The organism is Exiguobacterium sp. s95 (assembly GCF_018618655.1).
GTDB classification, from domain to species: domain Bacteria; phylum Bacillota; class Bacilli; order Exiguobacteriales; family Exiguobacteriaceae; genus Exiguobacterium_A; species Exiguobacterium_A oxidotolerans.
This window is the reverse complement of sequence record NZ_JACSMM010000001.1, coordinates 517,513-539,884: the sequence shown is the minus strand read 5'-3', so window position 1 is coordinate 539,884 and position 22,372 is coordinate 517,513. Positions and strand designations below refer to the sequence as shown.

General features: G+C 44.4%; 18 protein-coding genes and 2 pseudogenes. 13 read left to right on the top strand and 7 right to left on the bottom strand.

The window, feature by feature from the left end; all coding sequences use genetic code 11:
• Window positions 1-170 precede the first annotated feature (170 nt).
• Both KNP99_RS03060 and KNP99_RS03055 read right to left on the bottom strand, forming a co-directional pair.
• Window positions 171-371, bottom strand: a complete 201-nt coding sequence (locus KNP99_RS03060; protein ID WP_029330387.1) for a cold-shock protein — start codon at window positions 369-371, stop codon at window positions 171-173.
• A gap of 261 nt (window positions 372-632) precedes the next feature.
• Entirely contained in the window at window positions 633-887 is a 255-nt protein-coding gene (locus KNP99_RS03055) for an RNA polymerase sigma factor (RefSeq protein WP_088837231.1), read from the bottom strand.
• 156 nt (window positions 888-1,043) lie between these two features.
• Here KNP99_RS03055 and KNP99_RS03050 point away from each other — a divergent pair, with 156 nt between their 5' ends.
• The 4 genes from KNP99_RS03050 to egtD all read left to right on the top strand — a co-directional run bounded on the left by KNP99_RS03050 (window position 1,044) and on the right by egtD (window position 5,853).
• Window positions 1,044-1,583 carry a GNAT family N-acetyltransferase gene (locus KNP99_RS03050; RefSeq protein WP_214765056.1) on the top strand — a complete coding sequence of 180 codons (540 nt, stop codon included), beginning with the start codon at window positions 1,044-1,046 and terminating at the stop codon, window positions 1,581-1,583.
• Between the two features lie 921 nt (window positions 1,584-2,504).
• Window positions 2,505-3,488 carry a GMP reductase gene (gene guaC, locus KNP99_RS03045; RefSeq protein WP_088837229.1) on the top strand — a complete coding sequence of 328 codons (984 nt, stop codon included), beginning with the start codon at window positions 2,505-2,507 and terminating at the stop codon, window positions 3,486-3,488.
• A 132-nt stretch (window positions 3,489-3,620) separates the two neighbouring features.
• On the top strand, window positions 3,621-4,889 hold the full coding sequence (gene egtB / locus KNP99_RS03040; RefSeq protein WP_214765052.1) for an ergothioneine biosynthesis protein EgtB: 1,269 nt from the start codon (window positions 3,621-3,623) through the stop codon (window positions 4,887-4,889).
• A gap of 1 nt (window position 4,890) precedes the next feature.
• A complete protein-coding gene (gene egtD, locus KNP99_RS03035) occupies window positions 4,891-5,853 on the top strand; it encodes an L-histidine N(alpha)-methyltransferase (protein WP_088837227.1) in 963 nt (320 codons plus the stop codon).
• A 182-nt stretch (window positions 5,854-6,035) separates the two neighbouring features.
• Here egtD and KNP99_RS03030 read toward each other — a convergent pair whose 3' ends face one another.
• Together KNP99_RS03030 and KNP99_RS03025 are read right to left on the bottom strand one after the other, a co-directional pair.
• On the bottom strand, window positions 6,036-6,374 hold the full coding sequence (locus KNP99_RS03030) for a hypothetical protein (protein ID WP_088837226.1): 339 nt from the start codon (window positions 6,372-6,374) through the stop codon (window positions 6,036-6,038).
• Window positions 6,375-6,399: 25 nt separating this feature from the next.
• Entirely contained in the window at window positions 6,400-7,509 is a 1,110-nt protein-coding gene (locus tag KNP99_RS03025) for an NAD(P)/FAD-dependent oxidoreductase (RefSeq protein WP_214765050.1), read from the bottom strand.
• Between the two features lie 272 nt (window positions 7,510-7,781).
• Here KNP99_RS03025 and KNP99_RS03020 point away from each other — a divergent pair, with 272 nt between their 5' ends.
• Both KNP99_RS03020 and corA read left to right on the top strand, forming a co-directional pair.
• Window positions 7,782-8,330 carry a hypothetical protein gene (locus KNP99_RS03020; RefSeq protein ID WP_215193037.1) on the top strand — a complete coding sequence of 183 codons (549 nt, stop codon included), beginning with the start codon at window positions 7,782-7,784 and terminating at the stop codon, window positions 8,328-8,330.
• Between the two features lie 110 nt (window positions 8,331-8,440).
• Entirely contained in the window at window positions 8,441-9,397 is a 957-nt protein-coding gene (gene corA, locus KNP99_RS03015; protein WP_088838498.1) for a magnesium/cobalt transporter CorA, read from the top strand.
• A 150-nt stretch (window positions 9,398-9,547) separates the two neighbouring features.
• On the opposite strand, the gene KNP99_RS03010 is transcribed toward corA, so the two are convergent.
• Window positions 9,548-13,141, bottom strand: a complete 3,594-nt coding sequence (locus tag KNP99_RS03010) for a dynamin family protein (RefSeq protein WP_215193036.1) — start codon at window positions 13,139-13,141, stop codon at window positions 9,548-9,550.
• 130 nt (window positions 13,142-13,271) lie between these two features.
• Window positions 13,272-14,726, bottom strand: coding sequence for an NAD(P)H-binding protein (locus tag KNP99_RS03005; protein WP_214807386.1), 1,455 nt, complete (start codon window positions 14,724-14,726; stop codon window positions 13,272-13,274).
• A 185-nt stretch (window positions 14,727-14,911) separates the two neighbouring features.
• Between KNP99_RS03005 and KNP99_RS03000 the strand changes: the two genes are divergently transcribed.
• The 5 genes and pseudogenes from KNP99_RS03000 to KNP99_RS15290 all read left to right on the top strand — a co-directional run.
• Complete coding sequence (locus KNP99_RS03000) at window positions 14,912-15,292, top strand: hypothetical protein (RefSeq protein WP_088837221.1); 381 nt, start codon at window positions 14,912-14,914, stop codon at window positions 15,290-15,292.
• Between the two features lie 237 nt (window positions 15,293-15,529).
• A complete protein-coding gene (locus tag KNP99_RS02995) occupies window positions 15,530-16,897 on the top strand; it encodes a phenylacetate--CoA ligase family protein (RefSeq protein WP_214846420.1) in 1,368 nt (455 codons plus the stop codon).
• Window positions 16,898-17,043: 146 nt separating this feature from the next.
• On the top strand, window positions 17,044-17,514 hold the full coding sequence (locus tag KNP99_RS02990) for an SDR family NAD(P)-dependent oxidoreductase (protein WP_214765038.1): 471 nt from the start codon (window positions 17,044-17,046) through the stop codon (window positions 17,512-17,514).
• A gap of 114 nt (window positions 17,515-17,628) precedes the next feature.
• Entirely contained in the window at window positions 17,629-18,186 is a 558-nt protein-coding gene (locus KNP99_RS02985; RefSeq protein WP_214846418.1) for a YcxB family protein, read from the top strand.
• 34 nt (window positions 18,187-18,220) lie between these two features.
• Window positions 18,221-19,090, top strand: a pseudogene (locus KNP99_RS15290) (IS3 family transposase); the annotation flags it as partial.
• 54 nt (window positions 19,091-19,144) lie between these two features.
• Here KNP99_RS15290 and KNP99_RS02970 read toward each other — a convergent pair.
• Window positions 19,145-19,468, bottom strand: a complete 324-nt coding sequence (locus KNP99_RS02970) for an MBL fold metallo-hydrolase (RefSeq protein ID WP_214807392.1) — start codon at window positions 19,466-19,468, stop codon at window positions 19,145-19,147.
• A 616-nt stretch (window positions 19,469-20,084) separates the two neighbouring features.
• Here KNP99_RS02970 and KNP99_RS02965 point away from each other — a divergent pair.
• Both KNP99_RS02965 and KNP99_RS02960 read left to right on the top strand, forming a co-directional pair.
• Entirely contained in the window at window positions 20,085-20,894 is an 810-nt protein-coding gene (locus KNP99_RS02965) for an RES family NAD+ phosphorylase (RefSeq protein WP_214807393.1), read from the top strand.
• Between the two features lie 319 nt (window positions 20,895-21,213).
• Window positions 21,214-22,219, top strand: a pseudogene (locus tag KNP99_RS02960) (arsenic resistance protein).
• Window positions 22,220-22,372: the final 153 nt, after the last annotated feature.

Here is a 22,372-nt window from a genome sequence, read left to right as displayed (position 1 = left end):
CACTGATTATTACTACCGTGATCAATTTCATCGAGTTAAAGCGTAAACTTTGTATCTCCACCGAACAACAATAATTACTTAATAATATACCATGCTCATCGGAAGAAAGAAAGGGTAATTTCAAAAAAAATAAAAAAAGAGGATTTGCATCAGCAAATCCTCTAAGGAAATTAAAGTTTAGTAACGTTAGTTGCTTGCGGTCCGCGTTGGCCTTCTTCAACTTCGAAAGAAACCTCTTGACCTTCGTCAAGTGATTTGAAGCCATCAGTTTGGATAGCTGAGAAGTGAACGAAAACGTCGTCGCCGCTTTCACGTTCGATGAAGCCAAAACCTTTTTCTGCGTTAAACCATTTTACTGTACCTTGTTCCATGTGTGTTGCCTCCTGCGTGCGACTAAGTCACACTGATTATTACTACCGTGATCAATTTCATCGAGTTAAAGCGTAAACTTTGTATCTCCACCGAACAACAATAATTACTTAATAATATAGCATGCCTTCGAAAAAAAAGGAAGGAATAAACAGAAATATCGTTAACTTTTGTTAAAAAACTTGAAATGACTTCAGATGTACTTAAATTTTAAAGGGTTCGGCGTCGACCTAACGAATAAAAGTGGCAAGGTCTGTTTGTAATCAATGGACAGGCTGATGAGGGTGTCGGACGTGCTTAATTGCTGCCATGACATAACCGTGAATGGAAGCATGCCGGCGTGGCTCCGTCCAAACGGCTTTAAAAATATGTGTCAACGTCCGTTGAATCCGTGTTTCATCCGTTGTCACGCGTCTAAGTAGAAGGTAAAGAGAAGTTTCATACCGATCGTAAAGTAACTCGAGGGCATGACTATTTTTTAATTCGATTTGTTCGAATAGTTCTTGGTCTGTCTTCATGCTCTCCTCCTTAATGTCATGTCGTTAAATGATTGTCATTGAATTGTCATCTGTTCTGCTTAGGTTGTTTTCCCCAAGACATAATAATCAAACGTTTAAACTGTTTAACTTCAAGATATTTATAGGGCGTGTTACTTAAAAAGGAGCTGTTTAAGGATGAGTCGTGTTTTTATTAGACCTTATATAGAAGAAGATGCATTAGAATTGCTGGAACTGAACGTACGAAACCGGGGGCACTTTGAATTTTGGATGCCACTTAAGCCGAAAGAAGATCAATATTCACTTGGAGCCCACCAAGAACGGATTCGTCAAACATTACAAAAGATGCAAGATGATCGTTACTATGCGTTTGGTGTTTTCCTGAAAGAGAACAATGCATTAATCGGCGAAGTATCTGCTTCGTTCATTGAACGGTTTCCGGCTGAAACATGTATGATCGGCTATCAACTTGATCGAAATTACAATGGTCAAGGATTGATGGCTGAAGCGGTCAGTCAAGCAGTTGCACTGCTCTTTGACAAGTATGCATTTCATCGGTTACGAGCGGAAGTGATGCCTGAGAACATTGGATCGAGCCGTGTTCTCGAAAAAGTAGGCTTTCGAAGAGAGGGACTTGCTAGGAAAAGTCTATATATTAATGGAAACTGGGAAGACTTCACGATGTTCGCACTATTAAAAGAAGAATTTTTAGTGTGAGGAGAAAATGATTGTTGTCGATGTCGACGTAGTATAGTGCATGGTGCAAAAAACTAAAACGCCATTACTTTTTAGTCTTTTGTCGTCGCGATCATCCGCGGGTACAATCGAATAAGGTGAACCTTCTGTGTATGCAGTCATTCGCACATTATATGAAGAAACTGGATTATTCATTCGACTAACACGCCTGATTGGCTGTTTTAATGGTGAATCGCTTGAATGGACGTACTTTCATTTTGAAGAACGACTATCATTCGCTAGACTGTAGACAACGTGCTATCGGGAGATACAGCGTCTTTTTTCGTTGCTTTCCTCGGACGAGGCGCGCCATTGCTCCTTGGATCCTAGCGGACGACGAGCAGGGTCTTGCCTGCCTCTGAAAGTGCGTTAAAAACGTACTTTGCCCCGTAGGAGTCAACGAAACATGACGATTTTCAGGCAATACCGTGACAGAAATCCAGTCATGCAGACAGTTTAGAGCGCAATCCGTCTCGAATCGCTTTAGACCGTGAAAAGCAATCGGTCGCGACCCTTCAGCTTTGCTGTAGCGGCGCGATCAGTTGCCGCTTTGAAGACGAGGCGAGACAGGGAAGCGCGAACGGATTGCCTCTCGTTATAGCCTGTTCACGCTTCATAAGATTTTGTCTACACGCTCATTCGCGTTGCATGATCTAACATCGATTTTCATCCGAAATTCAAAATTAAGATATTTTGACTGGTGAAAAGACTGATTAGAGCGATTAAGACATAAAATCGAATGAAAAAACGAACGATAACTCATTTATAAGATAAAAACATTTGTTTTTAGATGACAAATTACTCTAAATCCTTTGACATGACATTCTGCATTCGATATAGTGTTCAAGTACGAACGATTATAAACGATAGTTTAAAAAATATTCGTTATTTGGAGTGTTGAAAATGGATGTAGTATTTGATTATGAAGATATTCAATTGATTCCCGCAAAGTCAATCGTTGGCAGTCGATCTGAGTGTGATACGACGGTCGAGTTTGGTGGAAGACGATTCAAACTGCCGGTCGTCCCGGCGAACATGCAAACCATCATCGATGAATCGATTGCGACGTACTTAGCCGAAAATGGTTATTTCTATATTATGCATCGCTTTGAACCAGAAAAACGGCGGACGTTCGTTGAGACGATGCAAGCAAAAAACTTAATCGCGTCGATTAGTGTCGGCGTCAAGATCGAAGAATACGTGTTCATCGAAGAACTCGCACAGGCAGGGCTCGTGCCGGAGTATATTACGATTGACATCGCGCATGGTCATTCAGACGCAGTCATTCAAATGATTCAGCACATTAAACGATTTTTACCGAACAGTTTCGTCATCGCTGGAAATGTCGGAACGCCGGAAGCTGTCCGTGAACTTGAGAATGCAGGTGCGGATGCGACGAAAGTCGGAATCGGACCCGGGAAAGTCTGCATCACGAAGATTAAAACAGGATTCGGAACAGGCGGTTGGCAACTGGCAGCACTTCGCTGGTGCGCTAAAGCTGCGAGCAAGCCGATCATCGCGGATGGAGGAATTCGGACACACGGTGATATTGCGAAATCCGTCCGTTTTGGTGCGACGATGGTCATGATCGGTTCATTGTTTGCCGGGCACGAAGAATCGCCTGGTGAAACGCATGAAGTCGATGGTGTCCGCGTCAAAGAATACTTTGGTTCGGCATCAGAGTTCCAAAAAGGTGAAAAAAAGAACGTCGAGGGGAAAAAGATGTTTGTTGAGCATAAAGGGAGCTTAGCCGATACATTGACGGAGATGGAGCAAGATTTGCAATCGTCGATCTCGTACGCCGGAGGAAATAAACTGCAAGCGATTCGGACGGTCGACTATGTCGTCGTCAAGAACTCAATCTTTAATGGGGATAAAGTATTTTAAGGCAATTAAAAGTAGAAAAAGCAGACGGTCTTGACGACGTCTGCTTTTTTTTTGCATACTTCCCATAAAAACAGGGTAATAGTTAAATGGTTATTTTTTCAGAAAATTACATTAAAAGGGGTGGCATAGCATATGAACACAGAAACGACAACGTACTTAATCGAAAAGTTTACGCGAGTCCGTGATAAGACAATTGAATTGATTGATCCACTTGAACCGGAAGATTTCGTAATCCAAGCAAGTGCTGATGTAAGTCCGGCTAAATGGCATATCGCGCATACGACATGGTTTTTCGAACGGATGATTTTACAGGAATACGATGCAGCGTATCAAGTGTTTAATCCACAGTTCAATTATCTGTTCAATTCGTATTACAACTCAATCGGTCCGTATCAACCGCGCCATCAAAGAGGTGTCTTGTCGCGGCCGACTGTAAGTGAAATCATCGCCTACCGCTCGTACGTCGATGCGGCAATCGATACGTTCTTGAGACAAGATCGCGACGCGGCGAGTCAAAAGAAAATTGAAGGTTTGATTGAGATGGGATTACAACATGAACAGCAACATCAGGAACTTATTTTGATGGATATGAAATTTAACTTGTTCGTCAATCCCTTGTTACCGGCCTATCAAAATAAAGCGGTCGTGCCGACTGCTGAAACCAATGTCAGTCCTGCTTACAAAACATTCGATGGAGGATTGATTGAAATCGGCCATGATGGGACCGGCTTTGCGTTTGACAACGAAAGTCCTGTCCATAAAGTATGGTTGAATCCATTTGAACTGGCAACTGCGCCCGTGACGAACGGGGAATACTTAGCTTTCATCGAAGCTGGGGGTTATGAGACGTCTGAATATTGGCTTTCTGACGGGTACCAAGTCATCAAGCAACTCGGCTGGAAAGCACCGCTCTACTGGATGAAGGATGAGTCGGGGGACTGGTCTGTCTTCACATTAAGTGGTGTCGAACCACTCGCACTCGACGAACCGGTTTGTCACGTCAGCTTTTATGAGGCGGATGCTTATAGTCGCTGGAAAGGAAAACGTCTCCCGACGGAAGCGGAGTGGGAGCATGCGGCAAAAACGGTCGCAAGACAAGGGAACATGATGGGACGAGGAACGTATCATCCGGCATCGGTTGTACGGGCCGAGCACGAATTGACAGGAATGTTTGGTGACGTTTGGGAATGGACGGCCAGTGCCTATTCATCATACCCGGGCAGTCGACCGCTTGAAGGAGCACTAGGTGAATACAATGCAAAGTTCATGTCTAACCAGATGGTGTTACGGGGTGGCGCGTGTGTGACGCCGGACGATCACATCCGTGAGACGTACCGTAATTTCTTCCCGCCGGATAAACGGTGGCAATTCAGTGGGTTCCGTTTGGCAGGTGACCTGTAAGATGAGTCAGCAGGTAAAAAGCTTTGATTTATATACGACGCAGCAAAATATGTTAGAAGAAGTCATAGCTGGTTTATCGAAACCGGCTAAAACGCTTCACGCCAAGTATTTTTACGATCAAACGGGGTCGGAACTGTTCGAGCAGATTACGCAACAACCGGAATATTATCCGACGCGCACTGAACTCGAGATTTTGACGACGCACCAAACGACGATTGCAGATAAGATTGGTCCTGTCCATACATTGATTGAGTATGGGAGTGGCAGTAGTCGGAAAATCAAAAGTCTGCTCAGTTCGCTGCACGGGTTGGAAGAATATGTCCCAATCGATATCTCGAAGGACTATTTACTACAGTCGGCGGCGGAGTTGTCTAAAGATTATCCAAATCTCTCGATTAAAGCGGTTTGTGGCGACTATTCGACACCGATCACACTACCGGTCGACCGCGCACTGAAAAAAGTTATCTTCTTCCCGGGATCGACGATTGGTAACTTTGATCCGGCGGAGGCGATGGAGTTCTTGCGCCATTCATCTCATTTACTCGAAGTGGGAGACGGCTTTTTAATCGGTGTCGATACGAAAAAAAATCCGGACATTCTTCATCGGGCGTATAACGATATGGCCGGCGTCACGGAAGCGTTCAACTTAAACATCCTGACCCACATCAATCGTGTCTTAGATGGAACATTTGATCAAACAAGGTTTGAGCATGTAGCATTTTATAATGAGGCGCAAGGTCGAATCGAGATGCACATCCGCAGTCGGATTGACCAGATCGTACAAATCAACGGTCAGCCGTTTACGTTCCAGGAAGGTGAAACGATTCATACAGAAAATTCTTACAAATATAGCATCGAAGAATTTCAGCAGTTGGCAGGTAAAAGTGGCTTTCGGGCCGTCACTTACTGGACGGACGCCAATCATCACTTCAGCGTCCATTACCTTGAGAAGACGAACGGCTAACGCGATCATGACGATGGAAGAAAGGCTGGCACACCGCTAACTGACGATAAAATAGAAGGGATTGCCATCTTAAAGTTGATGGGCGATCCCTTCTATTTGCGTGTAGATAAAGTTGCATTGGATTTTCCGCTTGAAACTGTTTAACCGAAAAGACGCGGCATGCAGAACTATCAGGCGAAGTCTCAGCTGACGCGACTTCCGTCCGGAATTGGATGTTCCGGACATACGAGGACGGGCATCAGTTGATCGAGCGGACCGAGTTCAAGGATACGACCTGTGAAACCGGCGCGTACGCCCTCGACGTTCAGGATCGCGATGGCTTGTTTCCCTAAAATTTCTTCATAGTCGAACCGGGTTTCGACCCAGTCGAGTAAAAAAGAGTGATCGTGTCCATCGAAGTCGACCGTCACGTTGAGAAGGTGTGTTTCATTCTCGTCACGGATGAGAGAACGAATCGTCCCGACACGAATATCTAACGCGGTAAAGGTTTCGACGGGTACAAATGGTTTAATCGGATCCATGGGTCATCTCCTATCGTCAAACAAATTAGTTGTGATAAGTCGGAACGTAATCACTTAACGGAATCTCGATCGGTTGATTTAACGCCAGTTCTGCGAGCTCGCGTCCGAGATAAGGGCCGATCGTCAATCCGGATGCACCGAGGCCGTTCGCGATGAAAACGTTCGGGTGAGCATCGAGTGAGGCGATGACCGGTAACGAATTACTCGTGTAGGGACGTAGACCAACCCGCATTTCATGGATGTTCGTTTCTTCGAGTCGTGGTGCGACAGGGAGGGCACGCGTTAAGAGCGCATGCATCCCTTTGACGGTCGGTTGTAAGTTGTAATCAAGTTGTTTTTCATGGGTCGAACCTAAAGCAAGGCGACCATCTTCCGTCGACACGAGATAGAGTCCACGTTGCCCCATGATGACGGGCCAATGTTTCGTTTTCATTTCCTCTAAATCAAGATGAAGGATTTGTCCTTTTTCCGTCCGGATATCGAGTTCGAGCTTGAGCGGACGTAACAATTCATTGATCCAGACCCCAGCCGTCAAAATCACGTGCTTCGCGTAATGCGGTTGTCCATCGATTGAAATACCTTTCACTTGTCCTGTTTCGATGAGTAATTCAGCATCCGCATCAATAACGGTCGCCCCGTAATGGATTGCCGCCCGCTCGAGTGCGCCACGCAAGGCACGGCCATCGACGCGAGCCCCGCCGGAGACGAACAACGCGTCTTCGACAGTATCGATCAATGGAAATAGAGATTTGACCTGAGAAGCGTCGAGTCGTTCGATGCGTCCGATGCCTGGGGCTTCCGGGAATCGATTTTCAGCAATCGTATTCATCTTCTCGATTTTTGATGATTCATGTAGCGCGATCGTGCCCACTTTTCGGTACCCGGTCGCGGTTTCGCCAAGCGCTTCCAGTTCTTCGATTAACGTATCGTAATAGTGAGCGCCATTATTTGCTAAGCGGTACCAGGCTTTATTGCGGCGTTGTGTCATCCAGGGGCAGATGATGCCGGCTGCTGCATCGGTTGCGCGTCCGCTCTCTTTTCGGTCAATCAAAAGCACGGTCGCCCCTTGTTTTGATAGGTGATAGGCTGTCGAAGCACCGAGAATACCGGCGCCGACGATGATGTGTGTGTACATGTCAATTCAACTCTTTTCTAATGACGGTCTTTCTTTAGTCTAAAGAAAAAAGGGCAAAGCGACAAATCTAAATTCAAATGTGTCATTGAAGTGTGGGGAATGATGGGAAATCGAATCTTTTTTTCGGAATATTTCGTATACTTTACATACGGACGCGTATAATTGCAAAATAGACGATTAGAAACCGTCCAATCAGGAAAGATACCCTTATAGGCATCACGTCCCGACATCAATGGCTTAGCACTCAGTCACTTTTGAAGGAGGGGAAGGCAATGAACATTAGTCAAACCATCGTACGCAAACGCTACACGGACCACACTTTGTTTTATTCCGCCATCCTGATCTGGAAGTTGCTCTTCTTCTTACCCTTATTGATGTTCATGAATAGTGGCTCCGACAATGTATTCCAACTTTATTTCGTACCGTACTTGACCGTGATCATTTTGTTCCGGGTCATGACATATTACGCGACGTATAAAGCTTCCTTCATGGAGATGACGGAGATGGGGCTGTCTGTTTTCCTCATCATCGCCGATCTTTATATCATCGCGCTCTTCCAAATTCCGCTTCCATTCGGAATGATCATCATGTTATTGTCGATTCTCCCTTTTAGCGCCGCATTTAGCCGTTTTCGTTGGTTTCGGCGCCGTATGTGGTTGAACCGCCATCTTGAAATACTCAATTACTTGACGGATCATGGTGAAACGCCGATCAAGATTGCTGTCGTCTCGGAAGATGAGATGCTCGTGACAACGAAAAGTGGGAAAGAATTCACATATCGCCAAGTCTATTGGAGTGGCTTTTATTTTGAACGCGGGTGAACGATTAAGGACTGTGTTGCTAATTGGCGCAAGTCCTTTTTTTGATGATGGCTATTTAAGGTCGGTTTTGCCATACTAAAGTGAGAAAATAGCAAGGAAGGTGTTCATTGGTGATTCGTGCCCTCATTGTCACACAGGACAATCATGTTTTCGTCGATACGAATCTCGATCGCTTAACGCGGTCGGACATTAAGTGGTATTTCGTTGATTTCGACCAACCGACAGAACAGGAGAAACAGTTACTCGTCTCCTCGTTTACGTTTCATCCGCTCGCGATAGAAGATTGTTTTCAATACTTACAGCGACCGAAACTCGAATATTATGACGGGTACAGTTTTTTTGTATTGCATGCGGTTGAAGAACCTTCGTTAAAAGGGAAAGAAATCAATCTATTTGCGAGTGAACAATACGTCATTTCGTATCATGAGCAGGCGTCACGGGAAGTGGACTTCGTGTTTCGGGCATTTCAAAAATTGACAGGGCATGAAGAACATCTAACGGTCGAAGTTGTCCATAAAATCATGGATAAAATCGTCGACGGGTATTTCCCGATCGTTCATAACCTGGAAGACCGCATTTTTTCACTCGAAGGTCGATATGAACAAGCAGGCAATGACAAACAAATCATGGAAGATATCTTTGACATCCGCTCAGACTTGCTTGAACTCGCACGGACGGTCTTACCGATGCGGGATTTACTGTATCGGGTCATCGAATCGAAACGACTGGCGATTCATCCGAACAAACAAGCATTTTTCCGTGACATCTACGACCATTTGCTGAAGTTAAACGACATGATTGAATACAATCGGGCGATGACGTCGGAATTCCGGGAAAACTTCATATCTTTGAACTCCTACCGCATGAATAACATCATGAAAACGTTGACGATCTTTACGACGATTTTCATGCCGTTGACGTTCATCGCCGGCATCTACGGGATGAACTTTCAATATATGCCCGAGCTGACGGTCCGCTATGGTTACTTCATTACGCTTGGCGTGATGGTGCTCGTCGCAATCGGGATGACGGTTTATTTTATCCGAAATCACTGGTTTGAAGAGTAGGCGTGAGAAATCGTTGTTCCTTTCCCGCCGGTCATACAAAAAAACGCCGATGTTTCCGTTTTACACACGGGGACAGCGGCGTTTTCCATTGTATAGTCTTCTCATTCATGACGGATACCTGAACAAATCTTAAAGCGTCAGCCCACTGTTTTAGTGAACCGATTGCTCAAATACGTCATGCAGTTTCGCTTGGGCAGCCTTGAATGAGTCCAGTGGATGCGCATCCGTCAAAGTCGAACGTTCCGTCTCAATTTGGCTCAATAATGTCTCTGTCCATTCGGCATAGAGTGTCGCGAAGACCTCGTCGAGATGTTGCTCCGTTAGATGACGAAGGCGCGACTCTTCGCCTTCGAGATAACTAACGGCATCCGGTTTCGTCAACGCGACCAACGCGTCTTTTAAGTGCTCCTTCTCGTTCCGTTCGAAGAAAGCCTTTGCGTTCCGGAAGTAGCTTTTGACGGAACGGTATTTCGTGTCATCTTGGAACGGACCGCTGAACGTCATCGGAGGTAGCGTTGGCGGATCGAGTGGTGATAGTTGGAACGACGGGTTCAGTTTCGCAGCATACATCGCCTCTTCGTCAAGACGCTTTGCAATGGCACGTTGGACCCAGCTATCGATCCGGAAATGGGTGACACGTAATTCTTGTTCAAAATCATACCGCAAAAATCCGAGTAATTCGATGAGTGCTTGTTGCAAAGCGACTGCTTTCGTCGCGTTCGCAAACCGGACCGGATGATAGGCTTCCTTGAAAAAGTCTGGGAAGCGGTAATAGATGCGTTGATTGACGTGATGTAACAATTCATGAATCTCAGCAAATAGCTCATGGTGAACGAGTTCGACCCGACCGTTCGAGAAGTGTGCCGTGATTTCTTGTTCGAGCGCATCGAGTTCCGTCAATCGGGCATCTTTTCTGGCGATGTTCCGTTCTGTCTGATCAATCAATTGATTGAGGCGGTGGATTGTCTTGTCCGTCTCTTCCGTCAAGGATTGAAGCGCGAGCCCTTTCAAATCATGGTTCAAGAAGTGATGGAAGGCTTGTTCGAACGAATCGATGCCGGATTGTTCATCAATCCCTTGTTGTTTCTCGGCAAGGGCGTTGAGGCTCGAGACGCCGAACAGGCGTGGTGCACGGATGCCGAACCGTTTTAGTTCCGTGCCGACATAGTGTAGGACATCTTGCTGTTCCGCTGTCGAAGTTGCGAGATCAATCGCATTGACGACGAAAAACATTTTGTCGAGCTCGAATGCATCCTTAACCCGGCCGAGTTGAATCAAAAATTCACGATCGGCTCGGGCGAAGGCGTGATTGTAGTAGGTGACGAACAGAATCGCATCCGCATTTTTAATGTATTCAAATGCGACGTCCGTATGCCGGGCATTGATGGAATCGGCACCCGGTGTATCGACGAGCGTGATTCCGAGACGTGTCAACGGGCTGTCGAAATACAGGTCGATTACATCGACGAAACAACTGAGGTGTTCCTGTGCGACATACTCCTCGAATGCCGATTGATCGACTGTCTGTTCTGTACCGATGAAAGGTTCGACCGTCGGATATCCTTTTAGGAACGCGCGTAAGAAAGAGGCATCGTTCAAGTCGCTTGTCGTCCGTTCGCGCAACCATGTGACGACGGCAGTGACTGACGGCATCGTTGCGTCAAACGTTTGCAGGGCTTCGTTCAAGTCGTTGAGAAGGTCAGTCTCCGATTTAAACCGGATCGTTGCGGTCCCGTGGACATGCGTCGCCGTGACCGGTTTAATCCGATTGATGGATGCCGTCGTCGGGTTCGGTAAGACCGGTAGGACACGATGACCGAGCAAAGCATTACAAAACGAAGATTTGCCGGCGCTGAAAGCACCGAATAAGGCAATCGTAAAGTCGCTTGTCGTCACGCGCGCAAGCTTTTGTTGCAAATACTTCGTAGCGTCCTCGAACCCGCGAACACCGGAGAGAATGGTCTGGATTTGCTGCATCTCTTCTAATGTATAACGGGATGGGACAGCTTGAAGCGTTTCTTCATGCGTAGTCTCCATCTCTTGTGTCACGACTGGATTGATCCCTGTAAACGTCTCAATGTCGAGCGTCGCCTGCGTAAGCTGCGTACGCCACTGTTCTAGTTGCTCACGTGCCGCTGTCATATCGTCAGTGGTCGGTTCGTTCGCTCGTTCGAGGTAGCTTATTAACACCTGTTCCGCATTCTTGAACGTTGTCATCACGTCACATTTTTGTTCGAGCGTTTCAAATTCAGCTTGAAGCGTCGCTTTCGCAGGGATGTTTTCATGCGTCAACTCCTGGCGGACCGCTTCTCGCCAATGGTTCGTTTCCTTGACGTACCAAGCACTGACCGATGCAACGACCCGATTCGTGAATTGCAAGACCGATTCCCCGGTAATCGTGATGCCGTCTTGAAGTGCTTCCTCAATGACGGCTAACGGTGGATCAAGTGGGAGTTGATCGATTCGTAACGAGTGCTCGTCAGACAGCAAATCAATTTCCGCTAGCGATTGTTTCATAAGTTTTCGAAGGTGAAGCGCAATTTCAGAAGCAGTGACAGACTGGAGAGCGCGCAGGACATCGTCAGCGATGACTTGTTGCGCCGCCTGTGTTTTTTTAGCGCTCCGGAACAATCCGACCTTGAATGCAGGTTGCCGAGATTCGAGGAACGTTTTCATCTTTTCGCGCAATTCAAACGGCATCAGCGTCGCATTGCGAAGTAAACTTTCCCGGTGTGCCGAAAAACGGCTGCTCCATTGTTCAGGAGCAAACAGGGTCAATTGATGTTTGACTTGTGCATGCCGGTCAAACACACGCTCCGCTTCTGCGCGTTCGGTCGCCGAGACCGTATCCCGCATCGCGTCAGATGCTTCTTCAATCATGTCTTCTAAATAGTTGATGTGTTCCTGGTGTAAGACCTCGAGCGTCGTTTGAGCGGATTCGATCAATTTCGGCTGGGCGTCACGAATACTTTGGTCGACCAATCGCTTGACGGCAGAAAAGTCGTTCCCCGCGAATTCCGGCTCACGCAGGCTCGTGAAGAAAATGCCTTTCGGCTGAACACCATGTTCAGTAAACGATTTTTCGACGGATCGTTTAAAGGCATCGAATGACAGCTCGGATGTTTGGTGTTTGTCGATTTGATTGACGATTAAATAGAGTTCAGGAACAGAAGCGAGCAAGTCTTTTGTGACGCTGAAGTTCAGTTCAGATTGGACATGGTTATAGTCCATGACATAAAAGATTAAGTCGGCGACATGTAACGCCGATTCAGTCGAAATCCGGTGGGCGTCATCAACGGAGTCGACGCCTGGCGTATCCATCAGGACGAGACCAGGTGGTAAAGCGGATGTCGCATGGGTGATGTCGATTTGCTGGACGGTGCCGTCACGGCCGAAATGGCGTAAGTGTTGCAAATCATCTTCCGAGGCTAGACGGACTGCTTTTCGATCATGGAAGGAAACAATCGCTTCGTCGGTCTCGCCTTGACGAAGCGTGACGATATTTGCACTCGTCGGAATGGGACTCGTCGGGAGAATGGATTCGCCCGTCAAGGCATTGATCATACTGGATTTACCGGCAGAAAAATGACCGGCGAAGGCAATCGTATAGTCGCGTCGTAATAACTTCTTTGAAAATGTATCTAATTTATCGAGTCGGAGCTGATCGCGTGAAGGTTGAATCAGTGTCGCGAGAAGCGCCGTCGCTTCCAGGTGGTTCGTCAATCGTTCTTCAAATGAGCGCATGCAAATTGTAACCCCTTTCTTACAGTCAATTGTAAGTGTATCATGTTTATTTTGCTTTCGTCATCTTACGGTTGCACACGAAAAAAGAGGCGCTCACGAATCGTGAGAAGCCTCTAAAAACAGTGCTGATTCAGTTCGGTTCCGGAACGATCATGTCTGATTCGTCGGGCTGTTCTTCTGTCGTCTGCATCAAGCGTAGCAGGTGCAGTTTAAAGAGATACATGACGATGAGATGGACATTCGCCTGGGTCGTTTTATAGAGCAACCATGGTAATGCGGGAACATATTCATGAATCGCGATGATACACTCTTGCGAACCCGGGATTTGCCGGAACTCGATGCGTCCATTGCTATCTTCTTTAACTTGAGCAAACAAGCCGCCCGTAATTCGGTACGTTGCCTGTTGATCGTCTTCGAATGGTTCTTTCGTCAGTTCAAGCAACGGGGCGTCAAGCAACGGAACATGAATCCGAACGACTGTTTCTTCCGCTGTCTTCGATGTAAGAAAAGGTTTCGCGAACGTCGATAACCAATCGACATAATTGTCGGCAGCCCAGTTCGCGTTCCGGTCGTCTGGAAGACGGACACGTTGGACGGACCGGACATCAAGCGTTTGTGATTTCTGGTGCGATGAAGAGCTTCCTGATTTTTTTGATTTCGACTCTTCTTCTTCTTCTTCTTCCATCGCCATCCGTACGGATTGCTCGAATGAAATTTTTCCGTCACTGATGCCCTCGACCATCTTGTCGGGATCCGCCACCATCTCATGGACCATACTTTCGACGAGCGGATAAACGGTTTCTTTCGGTTCTCCAGAGATGAGTGTCACCCAAAGCCGCGACAATTTGACGGTCATCAACGGTAAGTCGAAGGTCGGTTGTTTTTTGTCCATTACTTCCGCCGTCTTCAAAATCATTTCCTTGTACGTCATCGCTTCCGGACCGCCGATATCGATGGCACGATCCTTGAGGTCCTCGCGGTCGACGCTAGATCCGAGCGCATGAATGACGTCCGGTAGCGCGACGGGATGTGTTTTGTTACGCGTCCAGCGCGGGAGAAGCATGACGGGAAGTCGTTTGACGAGTTTTGACAGAATCGGGAACGAAGACCCTTTCGGACCGACGATGAGCGCAGCGCGGATCGTCGTGACCGGTGTACCGTATGCACCGAGGACGCGCTCGACCTCAAGGCGACTTTTAAGATGACGTGATAAATTTTCCGTCTCGTCCGGAATGATGCCACTTAAGTAAACAATCTGCTGGATGCCGTTTGCTTTTGCAGCGCGTGCGTAATTGTCGGCTAAAATCAAGTCCATGTCTTCAAATGAGCCTTGCGTCAACTTTGCTGACGGCATCATCGAGTGGACGAGGTAGATTGCGATGTCTGCTCCTTTTAATCCGGCTGTCGTATCCGCTAACGAAAAAAGGTCACACGAACGCCATTCGACATTCGCTTCATCTTCCTTATCGTCACCATTGCGTGACAAGGCAATGACGTCGTACTTTTTCTTCAACTCATTTAGTAGGTTATGTCCGATATAGCCTGTCGCACCGGCAAGTGCCAGGCGTTTACGTGGTTGCGTCATGTCAATTCCTCCTCATTAACTGCTTACTACAAAGATTTACCCAAACGACCTGCGATTTAATCAAACGAATGTTATAGTTAAAAACAAATGCTTCATCTTTTTAAAACAGGGAAAACAAATAAAGAAGATTTGCGCACTGTTTTGGAGGGATGGACAGTATCATTTTTTAGGGGAGGGAGACGGATATGAATGCTGTCTGTTTTTTGGACGAACGTCATCATACACGTTACCAAATGATATTGAAGCGATTGAATGCACGAAACCGTAAAAAGTATTCTTTTCAATCAATCTTATTTTTAGCGACGGGTAATCTAGCACTTATGCAATTGTTCAGTGACTATTTTTTTCCGGAGACGGGTGAATTTTTTTACCAAGAATTATTAGCGGAACCTGTCGAAGATTTAACCGTCGATGTCGAACGTCAATTACTCGTTCAGTTGTATAACGGCAGGACGACGTTGACGATCATGGAGATCATCGATCAGTTAGAAGAAACGGAGTTAGAGCTCGTCCTCGGAGCCATCCAAATCCGGTCATTCGGAAATCAAAACATGCAAGTACACTAAAGAAGGTAGCCGTTGTCAGATGGACTTCGGTTATCTTTTTTTGTCATTTCAAGGACCGTTAACTTACATTTGTGAACTGAAGTTATTAATGTAAAACAGCATCTAAATAAAAGCTAAGCTTATGCCTTAAGATTTGGTTGTCTAGCGGCAGGACTGGAAATAAGATGTAAGTAACAGGGAAGGTGTGGCGACTGCTGACAGGTCGCGCGTCGAATGATGAGGAAGGGGAGTGAACATATGCAACTCAAAGAATCGATTTATTTCCATTCACCGATTTTCATTCAGAATATCCTAACGACGCTTTACGGACGGGTCTTGTACCAGGAACGTTACGGGTCCGCCTACCGCAATCGGTTCGAAGAATTGAAGCGGAAAGAACGGCAATCGATTGATCCCGAGCAGGAGCAATTATCCCGCCTGAATCAGTTTTTACTGTTTTGTCAGGCCTATAGCCCGTACTACAAAGAGTTGTTCGATAGGAACCGGATTGAGCTTCCGCTTGCGCAGTTGTCAGAGTTAAAACAAATTCCCTTGCTCGATAAGGAGACGCTACGGACAAGGAATGCCGACGTCCATGCGCGGATTCATGCGCCGATTCTTGGAAAGACGGGCGGGACGACCGGGAAATCGATCCAAGTGCATTATACGAGAGAGGACATGCAAATCCGCATGGCGCACCTCGACTATTTCAAATGGACTCATGGAATTGAACAGGGAATGCGCCGGGCGAGTTTTACGGGACAGACATTAGCGGCAGAACAACAAAAGTCACCCGTCTATTGGCGGATGAATAAGGCGATCAATCAAATGCTTTTTTCAATTAAGAATATTAACCCGTTGACAATTCCCGCTTACATCGAACAATTGAACCGATTCAATCCAGTATCGATTGATGGTTTACCGTCGGGAATGATTGAAGTTGCACGATACGCCAAAAAACATGCTGTCGACTGTACATTCCGTCCGAAGGCGATTTTTCCGACGGCTGAAATGTTGACACGGGACGAACGTGCTTTAATCGAGGAAGTATTTCATGCACCGATCTTTGATCAGTACGCCTCGTCGGAAGGGGCACCGATTGTCGCCGAATGCCGCTACGGTAAAAAACATCTCCATTATGAGATGGGTATCATCGAAGTCGAAGCAGACGGTCAAATTCTCGTGACGAGTTTTGATACACATGGTACGCCCCTTGTCCGTTACCGGATTGGTGACCGGATGACGCTTAGTCACGAGACGTGTCAATGTGGGCATGGTGGTCCGATCATCGCATCGATTGACGGACGCGGACGAAGTTATATCCAGTTGAAAAATGGGCATCGAATCTTTGAAGGGGAACTCGCTGGAATCGTGCGGCGGTTCCCGAATTGTATCGAACGAGTCCAGTACATCCAAGAAGAAGCGGATGAAGTTGTGATGTTGTACGTACCGGACGAACGTTGCTTTAAACAAGAGCATGAAAAGGAGTTATACTTCGTGTTAGAGCGTTTGTTCGGTGGACAAATGGATGTCCTCTTAAAAGCGGTCCCGGAAATTCCGAAAGAAATCAGTGGGAAGACGTTGTTGATTAAACAATTGATTCCAGACAACGAACGAGCCAATTGATTGGACTAGCCGAAATCAGAGCTAGTCTTTTTTGTGACGAATTGTAATATTAAGTGCAACACCTAGGAGAAAACAAAAAAAGCTCATGACGACCTCGTGTAAAATCTAATGGTCGAATAGTGACTGTAGGGAGTATGGGGTACGATGTGGGGATTAAAACTATCAAATTTGATGACATGAATTGGGATAAGGGTTATCAAGGAAATAATGTGTATAGTCAAAGTAAACTGGCGCAAATTATGAGTATCTATGAATTGCAAGACCGCCTGAAAAAAGCAGGTAAAACCAATGTTAAGGCATATGCCTGTCATCCCGGTTCGTCTTCTACGTCATTAATAACAACAAGCGGCAGCTTAGGTTTGAGAATCGTATTCGTATTTGGTTTAATGAAATTGTCACCTATGGTTCAATCAGCAGAAAAAGGTGCATACCCTGAACTCATGTGTTCAACAGAGGGCAATCTAGATGAGAGTGGATTTTATGGTCCTACAGGAAGAGCCAACTGGGTAGGTCCTGTTGGCAACTGTGGTATTAAAGCTCACACCTTAGATAAGAAAGTATCAAAAAGACTATGGGAAGTCTCGGAAAAGGAAACGGGAGTTAGTTGGAATTTATAATTCAAAAAATTACTTTACTAGAGTATGGATCAATACTAGAAAAATTTATATTCAGCAGGTTTTTTAGAAGAAGTTCAAGCGAGAGCTTCCAGACTGTAGAAAGGAGCAATGTAATTGATTATAAAATATCAATTAACGTTCGAGGATTTAATGTCTTTACAGAAAGACCTGATTGAAAACACAAAGTATCATAAAAAAAGACGCAAATTTTTGTTGATCTATACGGAGATTTTAGCATTCTTCTACGGGTTTACATCGATCTTGTATTTCTTACCTAGAACGATCCCCTTTGCAATTTTCTGCTCCATTGCTGTAGCAGTAGGGATTTTGTTCGCTATTCTACTGAGGCCTCTTTTGAAAAAAATGTATCTGCCAATCGCTATGAGACAAGGCAGGTACTTCTTGAAAAAAAATAGTAGTTGGCCGAGAAATGTGACGTTGAATCTTCATGAATCGGGTATTGATTGGAATTCTGACGATGGGAAATTGAATCGAACACTTAAACTTGCTTGGGAATCGATTGAAAAAGTAAATGAAGATGAAAATCATATCTATCTGTATTATCAAAAATCTGAAGCATTAATTATCCCAAAGAACATACGTGTATTAAGTTTGACAGAGCAAAATGAGTTCAAACAGCTCATACGAAATCACTTAAATATTTCTCTATAAGTAAGAGATAGATTTGTTCCAAACCAGATATTTTAAAGCAAGCCGCGCTGATCATGGGACGAAAGTAAGTGTGATCAAGAATAATCGACATAAATACTCGGTATCAGCAATGTGCAGCGTCCTCCAATTACCCAGAAGTACGTTTTATTATGAAGCGAGACAGCGACCATCGGTCGACGATGTGACGGAAGCCATCCGTGAAATTTTCCGACGCAGCCGAGAGAACTACGGCACGCGTAAAATCAAGATCGAACTCCAAAAACAAGGGAAATGCGTCTCTCGTCGCCGAATCGGACGCATCATGAAAGAACAAGGGCTCGTCTCTACGTACACGCTCGCGCAATTCTAGCCTAAAAAAGAAGCGTGCAACGAGTCGACGGAAGCCAATGAATTGAATCGCGCGTTCAAGCAAGGAGAAGAGCTATCCGTTGTCGTCAGTGACCTGACATACATCAAGGTCCGTCAAAAATGGCATTATGTATGTGTATTTGTTGATCTCTTTAACCGAGAAATCATCGGGCATAGTGTGGGCGAGCGAAAGGATGCGCAACTGGTCCATCGTGCTTTCGCTTCCATTCCTCATGATTTGAGTCGCATCCGGATGTTTCACACGGATCGAGGACGAGAGTTCAACAACCGTCTGATTGAGGATGCCCTTCATACGTTCGGAATCCGTCGCTCGTTGAGCGAAAAGGGTTGTCCGTACGATAACGCAGTCGCGGAAGCCACGTTTAAAATCATCAAGACAGAGTTTGTTAAAAAACGAGTGTTCTCGAGTTTGACGGAGCTAGAACGCGAGTTCCAGGATTACGTGAATTGGTTCAATCACCTTCGCATACACGGTACATTGGATTATCAAAGCCCCGTTCACTACAAGCAATCACTCCTTAAGAATATTGTCTAGTTTAGTGTTGACAATCCAATGGACCACCTTCTAGGAATTGATTCTGTCCTCCGTTCAAAATAAAAATCTCTGGTTTACACGTATCGATATTTTTTTCACTTCCGAATACCAAACGGTATCACCTACTACATATAAAGTTTTTTCTTTTGGATGCTGAAAGATAACGCCCATGACATTTCCCATTTTCTTTACCATCTCTCCGTAGCCATGACGACCATCTACTTCCGTCAGTTTGACGCCTTTAAAGATCGTCGCTTGGCCTTCTTTCAAGACTTCGATATTTGTAAAGCCTGCTTTTCGTGCCATATCTGTATCTTTTTTATCTTGTATTATCATTTTGATGTCTTTTGGAAGTTGTTCTTTTTGCTGCTTGATCAAAGTAATCCTCATGCGTGTGGGTAATGATGACAGCGTCTACGTCATCCATAATCTTGTCGATAGAAAATGGAAGGTCGACTACTGGATTTCGATCATCCCTTGTAGCGGGACCGAACGAATCAAATTCGTTCTTTTTAGAAAACATGAGATCTACTAAGAATTTTTGTCCTTTGTATTCCACTGTCACGATCGCATTTCGAATTTGTTGGACCACCACGTCCTGTTTTTTCGGTTGTAATGGATTATTGTGAAGGTCCGCAAGCGGCTAATACACCGCTCAATGTGAGTGTGGTTAGAATTGCAGCTTTTTTTAATTTCGTCATTGTTAAAGCACTCCTTTGTTAATAGCTGATTTTTTATTGAGTAGGTAATATCTATCCTATGAGTCGTTTGATCCCCCTTTTTGTTTTTGAATAGAAAAAAGCTTGATCCTGTGTACTCGCTATGAAATTTAGTAAATGGTCAGTATACAAGTATGCACTTTTTTTGCATATACTAGTCAGAAAGAATAGTGTTACTATGAAAACTTCAAAAGGGAATGTAGCTGATAATCAGGAAACGTTTTTTGGTTATACGCTTTCTCTTATCAATGGAAAATGGAAATTGAGGTGCAGTTATGGAAATGAAGCAGGTAGTGAATGGTTTATCTGAAATAATGGCGGAACATTGGAATACATTGAAGGAAGCCTTGTACAGTGGAGAAACAGAAGGGCTTTCATTAGAAGAAATAATTGAAAAATATACTTTTTTCAAAGTTTTTGATGATGTAGTTAATTCTATGGCATCACAATTCGAAATTTCAGTTAAGGATTTAGGAAAGATTTATAGGGGCGTTGGGGTAAATGAGAAGATTGAATTAGATTTCTATCAAAGAATGATTCCTCATCTTGATCATGTGAGAAATCATAATAGAATGAACCCTCCAGGTAAAGCATTTATATATTTAGGGGTAATTCCTGTTAGGAAGGGAAGATCTGAGGAAGCGGAAAAAAAGTTTATTTTAAGAACGATAGAAGCAGAACTGAGAGTTGAAAAAGGTGACTTTTATACAAGTGCGCGATTTGAATCCAACAGTGACAACAATATTTTCAATCTGGTAGGAGATTCAAGTCTGCCGATGGATATATATGACTTTGCTAGAATTTTAAAGAAAAAATCAACTGAGGAAAGAAGTCGAATTACTGCATTATTTTACTTTAACTTATTTAATAATGATCAGATATTTAAGCCTGTTCATAGTACAGAGCATGATGTAAGAGCAAGGGAGTACGCCCCTTTCCAACTTTTAGCTAAATACTTTATGAGCAAAGGGTATGCAGGAATAAAATATAGAAGTACTGTACATAGAGAAGGAACGAATGTAGTAATATTCAATCCGAAAAACGTTAAATTAGTAGAATCTTCAATGGAGAAAATTGTTCGTTAAATATGAATAATTTAATTGGAAAGAAGCTTACATATAAAAGACGCCACTCTTCTTCATATTTTCAATGATCTTAAATATTTTCTGCTAAGGCATTAAATCTATATTAGTTAACATATGAGGCATTATTGGTAGCTGCATAAATAGAAGAGGAGAGAAGTTGCATTTTGACTAGCATCTACTCTCCCTTTCTGTCTGCAAAAGTGTACTTTTACGAACGTTTTGATTTTTAACAGAGCTGGCTTAAATCTTGAGAGTTAGTTAGTATTAAAAGTTAACCGTACATATCTTTAGTTTTTTATTTACGTTAGGGAGTGTCATCATGAACATATTCGAAAAGTTTCAAACGGTTATCATTTTATTGGCAGTAGGTACCGGGCTTTTCCTAAGACAATGTGTTTTTTTGAAACGTACGCTGAGTCTTTCATCGTTCCATTTTACTGCTTATGCTCTATGGGTCGTTTCTAACAATTCCTTTGCAGCATCTAAAAGACGCCTTTAAGAATCTTAAATTTTTAAATACAAGTACCGTTATTAATTTTGTGTGGACGCTTGTATTGGCATGAAGCCTTGGGGCAGTCGTCCTTGCCGATCATCCAGCTTTATGGATTGGATTCATTATGTTAATGGTCACCCCATGTACAAACTGGTATTTGATGTTCACTTCCATTGATAAAGGGAATGTACCACTGTCCACTTCTGTCTTGACAATTAATTTGATCCTCCAGGTAGTGCTTCTACCCATCTATCTGTTCATTTTTGCCGGTACGATTGATTCCATCCCGTTATCGACGATTGAAGAAAGTATTCTACTGGTACTAGTGATTCCTTTCGTTCTTGCGCATTTGACCCGTTATGCCTTGAGGAAGAAAGAAGTCTTCTTAAATAAGAAGGTGGTACCCTTTTTCGCTGCTGCACAAATAATCTTTTTATCCTTAGCAATCCTGGCTATGTTCGCGTCGCAAGGAAATTATTTAGTCAACAATCTAGAGGTCATTTCTGTATTAATCATACCGGTTTTACTTTTCTTCGTTGTTAACTTTGTGCTTGCACAAACAGTAGGGAAAGTTATGAAATTTTCTTACGAAGATACAGTGAGTCTAAGCCTTACAATCATTGTACGAAATTCGCCCGCTTCTTTAGCGATTGCTGTAATCGCCTTTCCAGATCAGCTGCTGATTGCATTAGCATTAGTCATTGGTCCGCTTATTGAATTGCCCGTGTTAGCGATTGTTTCTCAAATATTGCTCTCATTAAGAAAACCAATACAGCGAAAAAGCTCAACTGGCAGTTTGCCAGAAGCAGACAGGGATTGGAAAGACAATTAATTTAAGTTAACATATCATGAAGTTATCGAAAATTCATCTATCATAAGTAGTTTAAGAAGTAAAATTTGAGTGATGACTTGTCAAAATCGTTCTTCTTATTAAAACTTGACCACGTACCTTGGTACGTAGTTTAAGATGTAGGTGAGGTGATTG

Bases quoted from the DNA above. Each gene is read 5' to 3' on its own strand.
- KNP99_RS02965 (WP_214807393.1), top strand. From the start codon at position 20,085: ATGGAAATGAAGCAGGTAGTGAATGGTTTATCTGAAATAATGGCGGAA.
- KNP99_RS02995 (WP_214846420.1), top strand. From the start codon at position 15,530: ATGCAACTCAAAGAATCGATTTATTTCCATTCACCGATTTTCATTCAG.
- egtD (WP_088837227.1), top strand. From the start codon at position 4,891: ATGAGTCAGCAGGTAAAAAGCTTTGATTTATATACGACGCAGCAAAAT.
- KNP99_RS03050 (WP_214765056.1), top strand. From the start codon at position 1,044: ATGAGTCGTGTTTTTATTAGACCTTATATAGAAGAAGATGCATTAGAA.
- egtB (WP_214765052.1), top strand. From the start codon at position 3,621: ATGAACACAGAAACGACAACGTACTTAATCGAAAAGTTTACGCGAGTC.
- KNP99_RS03055 (WP_088837231.1), bottom strand. From the start codon at position 887: ATGAAGACAGACCAAGAACTATTCGAACAAATCGAATTAAAAAATAGT.
- guaC (WP_088837229.1), top strand. From the start codon at position 2,505: ATGGATGTAGTATTTGATTATGAAGATATTCAATTGATTCCCGCAAAG.
- KNP99_RS03020 (WP_215193037.1), top strand. From the start codon at position 7,782: ATGAACATTAGTCAAACCATCGTACGCAAACGCTACACGGACCACACT.
- KNP99_RS03060 (WP_029330387.1), bottom strand. From the start codon at position 371: ATGGAACAAGGTACAGTAAAATGGTTTAACGCAGAAAAAGGTTTTGGC.
- KNP99_RS03000 (WP_088837221.1), top strand. From the start codon at position 14,912: ATGAATGCTGTCTGTTTTTTGGACGAACGTCATCATACACGTTACCAA.
- KNP99_RS03030 (WP_088837226.1), bottom strand. From the start codon at position 6,374: ATGGATCCGATTAAACCATTTGTACCCGTCGAAACCTTTACCGCGTTA.
- KNP99_RS03005 (WP_214807386.1), bottom strand. From the start codon at position 14,726: ATGACGCAACCACGTAAACGCCTGGCACTTGCCGGTGCGACAGGCTAT.
- KNP99_RS03025 (WP_214765050.1), bottom strand. From the start codon at position 7,509: ATGTACACACACATCATCGTCGGCGCCGGTATTCTCGGTGCTTCGACA.
- KNP99_RS03010 (WP_215193036.1), bottom strand. From the start codon at position 13,141: ATGCGCTCATTTGAAGAACGATTGACGAACCACCTGGAAGCGACGGCG.